This window comes from Ectopseudomonas composti (assembly GCF_001567565.1).
Classification (GTDB): Bacteria; Pseudomonadota; Gammaproteobacteria; order Pseudomonadales; family Pseudomonadaceae; genus Aquipseudomonas; species Aquipseudomonas composti_A.
The window spans coordinates 42,719-55,668 of record NZ_LSSW01000019.1; the positions used below are offsets into that span (position 1 = coordinate 42,719).

Annotated in this window: 13 protein-coding genes and 1 rRNA gene; 7 read left to right on the plus strand and 7 right to left on the minus strand. The window is 62.9% G+C overall.

Translation table 11 applies throughout. From position 1 onward, the window contains the following. Window positions 1-116 (plus strand): 5S ribosomal RNA (rrf, locus tag PCLY_RS05490). 457 nt (window positions 117-573) lie between these two features. Then, window positions 574-915, plus strand: coding sequence for a PilZ domain-containing protein (locus tag PCLY_RS05495; protein ID WP_061238281.1), 342 nt, complete (start codon window positions 574-576; stop codon window positions 913-915). A gap of 67 nt (window positions 916-982) precedes the next feature. On the opposite strand, the gene flhA is transcribed toward PCLY_RS05495, so the two are convergent. From flhA to PCLY_RS05530, 7 genes are read right to left on the minus strand one after another with little or no spacing between them, the layout of a single operon-like run. Further along, on the minus strand, window positions 983-3,079 hold the full coding sequence (flhA, locus tag PCLY_RS05500) for a flagellar biosynthesis protein FlhA (RefSeq protein WP_061238282.1): 2,097 nt from the start codon (window positions 3,077-3,079) through the stop codon (window positions 983-985). A 3-nt stretch (window positions 3,080-3,082) separates the two neighbouring features. Then, window positions 3,083-4,216 carry a flagellar biosynthesis protein FlhB gene (gene flhB, locus PCLY_RS05505; protein ID WP_061238283.1) on the minus strand — a complete coding sequence of 378 codons (1,134 nt, stop codon included), beginning with the start codon at window positions 4,214-4,216 and terminating at the stop codon, window positions 3,083-3,085. Next, entirely contained in the window at window positions 4,209-5,003 is a 795-nt protein-coding gene (fliR, locus tag PCLY_RS05510; protein WP_061238372.1) for a flagellar biosynthetic protein FliR, read from the minus strand. Before fliR ends, flhB begins: the two co-directional genes overlap by 8 nt. Before the next feature lie 5 nt (window positions 5,004-5,008). Then, window positions 5,009-5,281, minus strand: coding sequence for a flagellar biosynthetic protein FliQ (locus tag PCLY_RS05515; RefSeq protein ID WP_036998720.1), 273 nt, complete (start codon window positions 5,279-5,281; stop codon window positions 5,009-5,011). 12 nt (window positions 5,282-5,293) lie between these two features. Beyond that, a complete protein-coding gene (gene fliP / locus PCLY_RS05520; protein ID WP_061238284.1) occupies window positions 5,294-6,046 on the minus strand; it encodes a flagellar type III secretion system pore protein FliP in 753 nt (250 codons plus the stop codon). Beyond that, window positions 6,046-6,417, minus strand: a complete 372-nt coding sequence (gene fliN / locus PCLY_RS05525) for a flagellar motor switch protein FliN (RefSeq protein WP_061238285.1) — start codon at window positions 6,415-6,417, stop codon at window positions 6,046-6,048. Before fliN ends, fliP begins: the two co-directional genes overlap by 1 nt. Then, the gene (locus PCLY_RS05530) at window positions 6,414-7,253 is read right to left on the minus strand and encodes a FliM/FliN family flagellar motor switch protein (protein WP_061238286.1); all 840 of its coding nucleotides are present in this window, start codon (window positions 7,251-7,253) and stop codon (window positions 6,414-6,416) included. Before PCLY_RS05530 ends, fliN begins: the two co-directional genes overlap by 4 nt. A 479-nt stretch (window positions 7,254-7,732) precedes the next feature. Here PCLY_RS05530 and PCLY_RS05535 point away from each other — a divergent pair, with 479 nt between their 5' ends. Genes PCLY_RS05535 through fliH form a run of 5 tightly spaced genes read left to right on the plus strand, consistent with a single transcriptional unit; the run spans window position 7,733 to window position 12,937 of the window. Continuing rightward, entirely contained in the window at window positions 7,733-9,142 is a 1,410-nt protein-coding gene (locus PCLY_RS05535) for a sigma-54 dependent transcriptional regulator (RefSeq protein ID WP_061238287.1), read from the plus strand. Window positions 9,143-9,154: 12 nt separating this feature from the next. After that, window positions 9,155-9,490, plus strand: coding sequence for a flagellar hook-basal body complex protein FliE (locus PCLY_RS05540; protein WP_061238288.1), 336 nt, complete (start codon window positions 9,155-9,157; stop codon window positions 9,488-9,490). A 19-nt stretch (window positions 9,491-9,509) separates the two neighbouring features. After that, complete coding sequence (fliF, locus tag PCLY_RS05545) at window positions 9,510-11,204, plus strand: flagellar basal-body MS-ring/collar protein FliF (RefSeq protein ID WP_061238289.1); 1,695 nt, start codon at window positions 9,510-9,512, stop codon at window positions 11,202-11,204. Beyond that, window positions 11,179-12,243, plus strand: a complete 1,065-nt coding sequence (locus tag PCLY_RS05550; protein ID WP_061238290.1) for a FliG C-terminal domain-containing protein — start codon at window positions 11,179-11,181, stop codon at window positions 12,241-12,243. The genes fliF and PCLY_RS05550 overlap by 26 nt, the downstream gene beginning before the upstream one ends. 1 nt (window position 12,244) lies before the next feature. Then, the gene (gene fliH, locus PCLY_RS05555; protein ID WP_061238291.1) at window positions 12,245-12,937 is read left to right on the plus strand and encodes a flagellar assembly protein FliH; all 693 of its coding nucleotides are present in this window, start codon (window positions 12,245-12,247) and stop codon (window positions 12,935-12,937) included. The last annotated feature ends 13 nt before the right edge of the window (window positions 12,938-12,950 follow it).

The window sequence follows — 12,950 nt, forward strand, 5'->3', positions numbered from 1 at the left end:
CTTGACGACCATAGAGCGTTGGAACCACCTGATCCCATCCCGAACTCAGTAGTGAAACGACGCATCGCCGATGGTAGTGTGGTGCTTCACCATGTGAGAGTAGGTCATCGTCAAGCTCCTATACGAAACCCCAGATCGCTAACGCGGTCTGGGGTTTCTTCTTTGTGCGGAAGAAAGTCGTACAGGCCTGCGGCGGGGCTGGAGGGTCAAGCTGCAGGGCCTGCTTGCGGGTGAGCAGCTGATCGCTGGTAAGCCGGCTCCTACGGGGCGGTTAGCTGGCAGACTGCTGTGCGAGTGCTTCGGTCTTGCAGGTTATCGTGGCTGAAGCCACTCCTACGGTACTCAGCCTGGGTCTGAGTGCGACGAAATCCCTGTAGTCCACCGCTGCGGGCGATGCGGTGATCGCCGCGCCTGGGTCGCTCTGCAAGCGAACTTAAGTAATCCCTTCTATCGGTCGCCTTGCGTTGATGAATCACAGGTTATCAACGCGTACGTCCTGTTCGCATGACTTCGATTGATAGCACCTGATCTTCGTGATCCAACCAGACGTGGCGAGCACTAAGGCATTCTCTTATGCGTCAATCGAGCCGTATCACCTTCCGTTCCACCTTTCGCATCAAGATCAGTGATCGAGACAGCGACACTCTGATCGGTTACGCAGGCGATGTTTCCGAATGCGGGATGAAGCTGCTGAGCGATACACCCGTCGAACCCTCGACAGAGCTCAGGCTGCGGGTGCGCATGCGCGATCGTCTGGGCGAGATGCGTCAGGTAGATGTGGACATGATCTGCCAGTGGTCACTGGAGAATGTCCGCACAGGTTTCTTCGAGGCTGGATTGGCTCTGCAGGGCGACTCGACCGAGTATGTCCGGCTGATCGAAGGCATGCGCAAACTGCGCAAGGAGAAGGCGTAGCGCTCTTGCGTGGCAGTGTTGGTGGAGGCGGAGGGCCGCACCCGCCGCCGTCATCAGTGCGTCAGGCTCAGCCGAGGGTGCCGAGGATGTTGACGCCTACTCTGTCCGGAATCTCGTTCTGTGACAGCACATGCAGGCCGGGGCTGAAGACGCGGGCATAGCGAGCCAGCAGTGGGCGTAGCTGCGGCATGACGGTGAGGATTGGTGGATGGCCATCCTTGCGCAGCTTCTCTTTCACCACCGGCATGGTGTTCTGCAGTTGGTTGAGCAGACTGGGTTCCACCGGGATGTTGTCCAGGCTTACCGGGCCGGCCTGCTGGGCGATGGCCAGGGCATTGAGCAGGGTGTTCTCCAGTGCGTTCTCGAGAATGAAGACCGAAAGCTCCTGGCGTTCACCGGCGATCATGCCGACGATGCTGCGACGCAGCGCATAGCGCACGTCGGAGGCCAGCAATACCGGATCCTTGGTCGATTCGCTGGCTTCGAGCAGGGTCGTGGCGATGGTGACGATATCCTTGAGCGGCACCTGCTCCTGCAGCAGTTGGCGGTAGACGCGGTGTTGCTGCGTGTAGCTGAGCTGACTCTTCAGACTCTCCGCCAGTTTCGGCGCCTGTACCTGCAGGCGCTGCATCAGATGGTCGACGTCATCGTGCTTGAACACGTCCGGCAGGTGCTCGCGGATGACCTTGTTCAGGTGCGTGGCGATCACGCTGGCACAGTCGATCACCTGATAGCCAAGGTTGAGTGCGCGGGCCTTGTCCTCCGGCTGAATCCACACCACTTGCATGCGATAGGCCGGGTCTACGCCGAGGATGCCGTCGATCTCGCCATACAGCTCCGGCGAGGGGATGGCCATCATGCGATCGGCATGCAGCTCGGCGCTGTCGATCTTCTCGCCATTGATCTGGATGCTGTACTGCGACGCCTTCAGGCGCAGGCTGTCGCGGATATGCACTTCCGGCAGGAGAAACCCCAGGCTTTCCGAAAGGTTCTGGCGGACTCCGCGCACGCGCTGGGTCAGCGGCGCACCGGCGGCCTCGTTGACCAGGCCCACCAGCTTGTAGCCCAGTGAAACCGACAGGCGCTCGACGAGCGGTATGTCTTCCCAGGCCAGATTCTGTACCCGCTCCTGCTCCATTGCCTTGCCCAGCGCTTCGACCTGCTCGAGGCTGGTCGCTTCCCTGGGGGGGCCATTGCGCGCCACCATCCAGGCAATGAACGCCACCAGCGCGGCGAAGCTGATGAAGGCCAGATGTGGCATACCTGGCACGAGCGCGAGGGTGAAGAGAATGCCGGCCACGGTATAGAGCAGCGCCGGCTGAGCGAGCAACTGGCGGTGTACCTGGTCGGTGATCTCGGACGACTCGTTGATCCGGGTGACGATGATGGCGGCCGCGGTGGACAGCAGCAGCGCCGGAATCTGCGCGACCAGGCCGTCGCCGATGGTCAGCAGGGCGTACTGCTGGAACGCCTGGCCGGCGCTCAGATCGTAGACGAACAGGCCGATGGCGAAGCCGCCGAACAGATTGATCAGCAAAATCAGGATGCCGGCGATGGCATCACCCCGGACGAACTTCGAGGCGCCGTCCATGGCCCCGTAGAAGTCGGCCTCCTTGGCCACTTCGGCACGGCGGCGCTTGGCCTCGTGCTGTTCGATCAGGCCGGCATTGAGGTCCGCGTCGATGGCCATCTGCTTGCCGGGCAGCGCGTCGAGGGTGAAGCGCGCGGTGACTTCGGAGATGCGCTCGCCGCCCTTGGTGATGACGATGAAGTTGATGATCATGAGGATCACGAACACCACCAGACCGACGATGAAGTTGCCGCCGATCACCACCTCGCCGAACGACTCGATCACCTTGCCCGCCGCGCCGGTGCCGGTATGCCCCTCGAGCAGCACCACACGCGTGGAGGCGACGTTCAGGCACAGGCGCAGCAGCGTGGTGATCAGGATCACCGTGGGGAACAGGGAGAAATCCAGCGGGCTCTTGGACGATACGCTGACCAGCAGCACCAGGATCGCCATGGCGATGTTGAAGGTGAACAGGGCATCGAGCAGCACGGGCGGCAGTGGCAGGATGACCATGGCCAGGATCGACAGGATCAGCACCGGGATGCCGATGCGGCCGCTGCGGAAGGTGGGCGCGAGTTGCTGCAGTAGGTTCATGGATCAGCCCCTGTTGGCCAAGCTGTCGGGAATCGGAAGGTTGCTCGCCAGTTGCGGCTTGCTTCTGCGGCCCTGGCGCCAGGCCTTGAGCTGCAGGATGTAGGTCAGCACGTGGGCGACTGCGGTGTAGAGCGGTGCCGGTATCTGCTGGTTGACCTGGGTGGTGAAGTAGATGGCACGGGCCAGAGGCGGGATTTCCACCACTTCGAGCTCGTGCTTGCTGGCCATCTGGCGCATGTACAGCGCGGTTTCGTCGACACCCTTGGCCAGCACGAAAGGCGCGGCGGCCTTCCGGGTGTCGTACTTCAGGGCGACTGCGTAGTGCGTCGGGTTGGTGATGACCACGTCAGCGTTCTTGATCACCTTGCTGATCTGCCGTTGCAGCATCTGCCGCTGCAGCTGCTTGATGCGCGCCTTGACCTCCGGGCGACCCTCCTGGTTCTTGTGTTCCTCCTTGCGCTCCTGCTTGGTCATGCGCAGTTTCTTGAGGAAGAAGTAGCGCTGCAGCGGGATGTCGATGAAGGAGAACAGCACGAAGATCAGCATCAGACACAGGGTCAGATTGAAGGTCAGGTCAAAGGCCGCCGAGATCGCCTCGAGCACGTTGCCGCGCTGCAGGGCGATCAGCTCCGGCAGGGCCGCGCGCACCAGGAGATAGCCGACCCCGAGCAGCACCAGCACCTTGAGGATCGACTTGAGCAGTTCACTCCAGTTCTGTGCCGAGAAGATTCTTGCCAGGCCGGTGATGGGGTTGAGCTTGCTGAGTTTCGGGGCAAAGTTCTTCGCCGAGAACACCCAGCCGCCAGGCACCAGCGACAGCGCTACCACCAGCACTGAGGTGAGCAGCAGGGGCGACAGCAGTTTGATGAACACCAGCATGTTGTAGCCAAGCAGGGTGTCGAGATCATCCAGGTCGATCTCGCTGTGGCCGAACTGGATGTACGACAGGCGGAAGCTGTCGCTGAGCCCTTCGAGGAACAGCCCGGCGCTGAACTTGAGGATGAACAGGGTGGCGATCAGCGAGATGGTGGTCGACAGGTCCTTGGAGCGCGCGACCTGGCCATCATCTTTGCTCTTCTTCAGTTTTTGCGCGGAGGCTTCTTCCGTTTTTTCCTGGCCGCTGTTGTGCTCAGACATCGCCGCCCTCGCGCAGAATCAGACCGATGCCGTTGAGCAGCTCGCGGGTCAGGTGCAGGTAGTTGTCGGGCAGGTTCGGCAAGGTCAGGTAGATGCACAGCAGGCCCATCAGGATGCTGATGGGGAAACCCAGAGAGAACAGGTTCATCGCCGGCGAAATGCGGTTGAGCAAGCCGAAGCAGAACTGCACCAGGGTCAGGCAGAACACGATCGGCAGGGTCACCAGCACGGCCGCCGCCAGCACCCAGGCGAAAGCCTGGATGAAGCTCTGCGCGCCCAGGTAATTCAGCCCGCTGCCTACCGGCCAGAACAGGAAGCTCTGATACAGCACGCTGACGGTGACCAGGTGGCCGTCGATGGCGAAGAACAGCAGGACCAGCAGGATGAAATACAGCTGATAGATGATCGAGGACGACGACACCCCGTTCACCGGGTCGTTGTAGCGGGCCATGCTCATGCCCATCTGGGTCGAAACCACCTCGCCCACCAGCATGAAGATGGTGAACACCAGTTGCAGGGTCAGGCCCAGCAGCACGCCGAAGGCGATCTGCTCCAGCGCGGTCAGCAGGCCTTTGGCTGACAGCGGGTCGATCTGCGGCATGTCCGGCAGGGCTGCGCCGAGCGCCACCGTCAGCGCCAGGGCCAGCAGGATGCGTACGCGTACCGACACCGCCTTGTGGTTGAACAGCGGCGCCATGCTGAACAGGGCGGCGATGCGACAGAACGGCCACCAGTAAGCCTGCAGGCTGCTCAGATACTGGCTGGTTTGCAGCAGTGGCTCGTGCATGGGCATCAGCCGACCAGGTGGCCGGCCTGCTTGAAGGTTTCGATGAACAGATCACCCAGGGTGCGCAGGATCCAGTGGCCGGCGAATACCAGCATGGCCAGGGTGATCAGCAGGCGCGGGAGAAAGCTGAGCATCTGTTCGTTGATCTGCGTCGCGGCCTGGAAAATGCTCACCAGCAGACCGCCGAGCAGGCTTGGCACCACCAGCACGCAGACGATGATGCCGGTGACATAGACCGCATGGGCCACCAGCTCGGCGGCGTGTTCCGGCGTGAGCATCGCGAAGCCTCGCTAATAGGGCTGAATACTGGTTGTGAGGGTGCCGACCAGCAGCGTCCAGCCATCGACCAGGACGAAGATCATCAGCTTGAACGGCAGCGAGATCATCATCGGCGAGAGCATCATCATGCCCATCGCCATGAGCACGCTGGCCACCACCAGATCGATAACCAGAAAGGGTACGAAGATCATGAAGCCGAGCTGGAAGGCGGTCTTCAGCTCGCTGAGCACGAAGGCCGGCAGCAGCAGGGAGAAGTCCAGCTGGGCCAGGTCCTCGGGCATCTCCTCGCCGGCCAGGCTGACCAGGGTTTCCAGCGAGTTTTTGCTGGTCTGTGCCAGCATGAACTGACTGAGGATGCGCTTGCCTTCACCCATACCCTGTTCGAGGCTGATCTGGTCGGCCTCGAACGGTACATAGGCTTCGGTGTACATCTCCTGCCACACCGGGCGCATCACCAGCAGGGTCAGGCACAGGGCGATGCCGATCAGTACCGGGTTAGGTGGGCTCTGCTGCAGGCCGATGGCCTGGCGCAGAATCGCCAGGACGATGATGAAGCGGGTAAAGCAGGTCATCATCATCAGCATGGCCGGGAGAAAGCCCAGCAGCGTCATGATCAGCAGAATCTGCAGCTTGACGCTCAGGGTCTGGCCGTCTGCGGTGTCGTTGAAGTTGAACAGGGTGATGTCGCCGCCCGCCGCGTGGACCAGCAGCGGGCAGCACAGGGCCGCCAGCAGCAGGCCGGATTGCAGCAGCCGACGCAGCATCACACGCCCAGCCCGCTGAGGCCGCTGCCGGACAGCTCGACGATGCGCAGGCCGTAGTTGCCGTTCATCACCACCACTTCGGCCTTGGCGAACAGGGCGCCGTTGACCTTCACGTCCAGCGGCTCGCCGGCCAGCTTGTCGAGGGCGATCACGCTGCCGGCGTCGACGTCCATCAGCTCCTTGAGGGTGATCTCGGTGGAGGCCACTTCCAGGGTGACGTTGACCGGGATCTTGCCGAAGAAGCTCAGGTCCTGCTGCGGCAGGCCGGGCGGGACTTCTGCCGGCGCGGGCTCCTTGGCGGAGTCATTCAGATCGAGGCCGGCGTCATTGATCAGGCTGTCGAAATCGTTATCGGAAATGGGGCTGCTCATGGGGTCTTCACGCTCTCAAGAGAAGTCAGGAACAAGCAACCGTCCTCTTCGAAGATGGCGCCGCGAAACAGCTTCTGCTGGTTGATCTGTACGTCGCAGCGCTCCAGCAGGCGCATCGGCAGGATGTCGCCCGGGCGCAAGGCCAGCACTTGCGACAGCGGCATCTGCAGGCTGGCCACTACGCAGTCCAGGTGCACCGGCAGCTGGCGAATCTGGTTGAACGAGTTGCCGCTTTGCATGAGGGGCGCTGGAGGGGTGAGGCGGTTGGTCAGCTCATCGACCAGCTGCGTATCCAGGTAGATGAAGATCGATGCCTGGCTGCCGGTGATGTGGCTGGTGAAGTGAAACTCCGCCACGTACTCCCAGTCGGCTTCTTCATAGGCATTGTCGAACGGCTCGAGCTTGCCGAAGGTCTGGCCGGCGAGGAGCGAACGGGCGAACAACTGGCTGACATCCAGGCCCAGGCGCGTGCGCATGCGCTGTTCCGAGGTGCTCACCGGGGTGGCTTCATGGTTGGGCAGGCAGGTGCCGCCGTAATAGCACTCCAGTGCTTCGGTCAGCAGGGCGCGGTCCATGGCGAAGCCGACCTTGCCCAGTGCCGAGCGATACAGGCACTCGGCATCCTTGTCCAGGTGCTCATGAACATCGACCCGAAGCAGTTCGAGATTGATTCGATAGTTGCGTAGAAAGTAGTCGCTGATGATGCGCGGGTACTTGCTGGAGAACTCGCGAATATAGTGAGGAATCTTGTGATAGTGCCGGCCAAGTTTCTGCGGTTTCAACCGGGTCAGACTGTCGGCGGGCACGCCATGAAGGACTTTTTTAATCCCGCTCATGTTGTGGGCTGTATTCCTGGTTGTAACTGCAAGTGCGCCATCGAGCAGTCCGCTGGGCGTGCAGAGGGTGTTTTGATGTGCCGGCGGGCGTTAGCAGCAGCGCCTGGGCCAGGGCGTCGGATTCATCCGGGCACAGTGCTGCAGGCCAGTGATGACGGGGAGGAGTCTAGGCAGGGGGAGGGCAGAAAATTAAATCAATAGATATCAAATGCTGTTTTTGACAGCGAATGGCCGGCATTGATAGGAAATAACAGCAAGTAATTCGGCGATTTTCTGTGCGCTTGTTAACGTTCGCGCCGTGATCCGTCGCACGTAGATAAGGCGCGCCGCCAAGTGCTGCTGAAGTTGACCAATAGAGGCGACGGGAAGTTTCGAAAGATTAAGGGGCCATGTGAAAAAAATCTGTCATCTGTTTGGCAGTTTTGAACACGGGGTCGAATGCCGCCGTCGGGCTCATGAAAGACAACGGGTGATTTACCTTGAAGCATTCAACTCAAACGGTAAGTTACGCCTGCGACGAGTTGTTCGATGAACAACTGGGGCAGCAACACATCGTCGTGGTCGGGCAGGCCGATGCTGCCAGTGAGCGCTTGCTGACCGGCGGTCTGCTACGCCAGGGTTTTCAGGTGCGCCGCTTCGCCAGTTGCCTGGAGCTGGACCCGCGTGCTCTGGAGAGCGCCAGCCTGGTGCTGGTTTTCGTCAGTAGCCTCGCGGGCAATACCCTTTATGCACAGGTCGGCGCCATTCTGCGCCAGGTCGGTCGCATCGGTGTGGTGCCGGTGGTGGAGTATGCCGACCAGGAAAAAGCAGCTGCGCTGCTGGAACTGGGCTGCGTCGATTACCTGCTGGCTCCGTTCAGTGAGGCCCAGCTCAGCGCGCTGCTGCGTCGTCAGGAGTCGGCCAATGCAGGCGAAGAAGGATTTGTGTCCTGCTCGCAGGCCGGCCGCCGCCTGCTGGCCATGGCCCAGCGCGTGGCCATGACCCGTGCGCCGATCCTGATTACCGGCGAGACCGGTACCGGCAAGGAGCTGATGGCGCGCTATATCCACCGTTTTTCGGCGCAGGATGATGCGCCCTTCATCGCGGTGAACTGCGCGGCGATTCCCGAGCAGATGCTTGAATCCATTCTCTTCGGCCACGAGAAGGGCGCCTTCACCGGTGCGGTGAACGCCCAGCCCGGCAAGTTCGAACTGGCCAATGGCGGCACGTTGTTGCTCGATGAGATCGGCGAGCTGCCGCTGGGTCTGCAGGCCAAGCTGCTGCGCGTGTTGCAGGAACAGCGTGTCGAGCGCCTGGGCGGGCGCCGCGAGATCGCCCTGGACGTGCGCATCATCGCCGCCACCAACCGTGATCTGCAGCTGGAGGTAGCAGAAGGACGCTTTCGTGCCGACCTGATGTTCCGCCTCGACGTCCTGCCGCTGCATATCAGCCCGTTGCGTGAGCGCAAGGAAGATGTGCTGGCCCTGGCGCGGCGCTTCATTCGCCAGTACGCGCCGCAGGACGCTCGTCACGAACTGCTGACCGAAGATGCCTGCCGCGCGCTGCTGGCGCATGACTGGCCGGGCAATGTGCGCGAGCTGGAGAACTGTCTGCAGCGTGCGCTGATCCTGCGCAACGGCCTGTACATCCAGGCTCAGGATCTGGGCCTGAACCTGCCACCCAGCAGCGTTCCGGAACCGGCACCGCGCCTGCAGCCACAGTCGCTCGAGGGCGGCAAGGCCGCGCTACGCGCCAGCGGCAAGTGGGCCGAATACCAACATGTGATCGACACCATCCGCCGTTTCGGCGGGCACAAGACCAAGGCCGCCGAAAGCCTCGGCATGACCCCGCGCGCACTGCGTTATCGCCTCAACGCCATGCGCGAGCAGGGCGTTCAGATTCCCGTCTAGGAGAAGCAAAGGATGAACCCGATTAGCCAGGTGCAGCAGAACCTGCTGGGCCAAATGGAGCAGCTCAAGGGTATCGGCGAAGCGACGCCGATCAAACCCGCACAGGCATTCGCCGTGCAGACCGGCGAGCCAGGTTTTGCGACGGCCTTCGACGATGCGGTACGCGCGGTCGACGCCCAGCAGCATCGTTCCGGCGAGTTGATGGCCGCGGTCGACAGCGGCCAGAGCGATGACCTGGTGGGGGCCATGATCGAGAGCCAGAAAGCCAGCGTCTCGTTCAGTGCGCTGATGCAGGTGCGCAACAAGCTGTCCAGCGCCTTCGACGACATCATGAAGATGCCGCTGTAAGCGGATCGAGGGCTGACGTGTGCTGCAGACCATAAGAAGCAAGCTGCCCGAAGCCGGGCTGAAACTCGATCCGCGCATGACCCTGATCGGCCTGGCGCTGATCGCTGCGTTGCTGGCGGTTGGCGTGGTGTTCTACCTGTGGCGCGACCAGGGCTCCTTCCGCCCCCTGTATGGCACGGGTGAAGCGTATCCGGCGGCCGAGGTGATGCAGGTGCTCGATGGCGACGCCATCAGCTATCGCCTGCACCCGCAGAGCGGCCAGATGCTGGTGCGTGAGGACCAGATCGGTCGTGCGCGCATGCTGCTGGCGGCCAAGGGCGTGCAGGTCAAGGTGCCGGCCGGCTACGAGCTGTTCGACAAGGACGAGCCGCTGGGTACCAGCCAGTTCGTTCAGGACGTGCGCCTCAAGCGCAGCCTGGAAGGCGAGCTGGCGCGCACGGTGATGGCGCTCAAGGGCGTGGAAGGCGCCCGCGTGCATCTGGCGCTGCAGGAGAGCAGTTCCTTCGTGGTCGGCAAGCGCGAGCCAGGCAAGGCCTCGGTGATGTTGCAGCTGGCGCCTGGCTACAAGCTGGCGCCGGAGCAGGTCAGCGCCATCGTCAATCTGGTAGCCGGCAGCGTGCCGCAGCTCGATGCCGGCAACGTGCAGGTGGTCGATCAGTACGGTGCACTGCTGTCGCGCGGTATCGACACCCTGGGTGGTCCGGTGCAGAACTGGCAGGTGGTCGATGACTACCAGAGCAAGGCCGTGGCCAATGCCGAAGCGGTGCTGGCACCTGTGCTCGGTGGCGGCAACTATCGCATCAGCGTGTCGGCCGATATCGATTTCAGCCAGAAGGAAGAGACCTTCCAGGCTTATGGCGAGAACCCGCGTCTGCGCAACGAAGTGCTGCGCGACGAAAGCGTGCTCGACCAGCTGGCCCTCGGCGTGCCGGGTTCGCTGGCCAATCGTCCGCCGCAACCGGCGCCACCGGCCAATCAGCCCGCCAACCAGCAGGCGCAGGCGGCTGCCCAGGGCGACAACGCCAACCAGGCGGCGACTTCGCTGCGCAAGGAATCCAACCGCCAACTCGATTACGACCAGAGCATCACTCACGTCAAGCATGCGCCGTTCAGCCTGCGCCAGCAGAGCATTGCCGTGGTGCTCAATGCCGCCGTGGCCCCGGAAGGCGGCTGGACGCCCGAGGCGCGCGAGGAGCTTACGGCCATGGTCAAGAGTGCGGTGGGCTTCAACCAGGCGCGCGGCGACCTGCTGACGCTGAGCGTTTTCCCCTTCACCGATGCTGGTATCGGCGGTGCCGGTGAGGATCTGCTGCCCTGGTGGGAAAACCCCAAGGTGCATGACCTGGCCAAGCTTGGCGTGTTCGCGCTGATCAGTCTGTTGCTGCTGCTGATGGTGGTTCGCCCCGCCGTGCGTAGTCTGAGCCAGCGCAGCCAGTCCACTCTGGCCGCCCCGGGGGAAGGCGATGATCAGCTCGCGCTGCACGGCGAACGTGCGGCTGAGCGCCTGCTGGCCCGGGTCGGCGGCGATGCCCCGGGCGCCACCGTGCTCGGCGAACTCAGCCCGCTGTCGGAGATTCGCCTGCCGGCGCCTGGCTCGGGCCTGGAACTGCAGATCGAACACCTGCAGATGCTGGCCAAGAACGATCCCGAGCGCGTCTCGGAAGTCATCAAACAGTGGATAGGGCGCAATGAACGAGACCTCAACCCAGCCTGACGGCCGCGGTGGCTCCACCGCCAAGGAAATGCGCCTGCGCGTGCAGAAGCGTTCGCTGAGCACTTCCGAGCAGGCCGCCATCCTCATGCTGAGCATGGGCGACGAGATTTCTGCCGGGGTGCTCAAGCACTTCTCGCGTGAGGAGATCGTCAGCATCAGCCAGGCCATGGCGCGCCTGTCCAACGTCAAGCAGCCGATGGTGTCCGACGTCATTGGCCGCTTCTTCGAGGACTACAAGGAGCAGAGCAGCATCAAGGGCGCCTCGCGTGGCTACCTCGACGGCATGCTCAGCAAGGCGCTGGGCAGCGAGATCACCCGCTCGCTGCTCGACAGCATCTATGGCGAGGAAATCCGCGCCAAGATGGCCAAGATGGAATGGCTCGACCCCAAGCAGTTCGCCGCGCTGATCGCCAAGGAGCACGCGCAGATGCAGGCGGTGTTCCTCGCCTTCCTGCCGCCGGGCATGGCCAGCGACGTGCTCGAATGCATGCCCAGGGAGCGCCAGGACGAGCTGCTGTACCGCATCGCCAACCTCAGCGAGGTCAACAGCGACGTCATCGCCGAACTGGAGCAACTGATCGAGCGCAGCCTGGCCGTGCTCAGTACCCAGGGTTCGCAGGTGCGCGGGATCAAGCAGGCGGCGGACATCATGAACCGCTTCAAGGGCGACCGCGGGCAGATGTTCGAGTTGCTGCGCGCCCATGACGACCAGCTGGTCGAGCGCATCGAGGATGAAATGTACGACTTCTTCATCCTCTCGCGGCAGAACCAGGACGTGCTGCAGGCGCTGCTCGAAGCCGTGCCGCTGGAAGAATGGGTGGTCGCCCTCAAGGGCGCCGAGCCGGAACTGGTGCGTGCGATCCAGGGCGCCATGCCCAAGCGTCAGGCGCAGCAGATGGAATCGATCAACCGCCGTCAGGGCCCGGTGCCGCTGAGTCGCGTCGAGCAGGTGCGCAAGGACATCATGGCCGTGGTGCGCGAAATGTCGGCCAATGGCGAGCTGCAGGTGCAGCTGTTCCGCGAACAGACGGTGGAATGAGATGACGGTCAAGGTGATCAGCGGCGACGCCCGTGCGTGGCGTGCCTACCGCTTCCCGCCGCGCAGCAGCCAGCCGGAAGTGGACTGGAGTTCGGATCCGGCCGGCTTGCAGCGGGCCATGGCCGATGGTTTCCAGCAGGGTATCGAGAAGGGCTACCAGGATGGACTGCAGCAGGGCGAAGAGGCCGGGCGTCAGGCCGGCTTCGAGCAAGGCCGCAACGAAGGGCTGAAAATCGGCCGGGATGAAGGCCGCAGTGAGGGCCGCAGCGAGTTCGAACAGGCCGCGCAGCCGTTGCAGCAGATCAGCGAGAAGATCGAGCAGTACCTGGGCGAGCTGGAGCACAAGCGTCGTCAGGAGCTGCTGGAACTGGTCGAGAAGGTCTCGCAGCAGGTGATCCGCTGCGAGCTTACCTTGCACCCGACGCAGCTGCTGGCGCTGGTCGAAGAGGCCCTGGCCAGCATGCCCGGCGAGCCCGAAGAGGTGCAGGTGCTGCTCAGCCCCGAGGAATACGCGCGGATCAAGGCGCTGGCGCCGGAGCGCGCGGCGAGCTGGAAGCTGGTCGCCGACGAGCGCCTGGCCCTGGGCGAGTGCCGCGTGGTCACGCCGCAGGCCGAAGCCGATGTCGGCTGCCAGCAGCGTCTGGACGCCTGCATCGAGACCCTGGCCGATCACCTGCACCTGACCGAAGCCTGACCCGGAGCCCTCG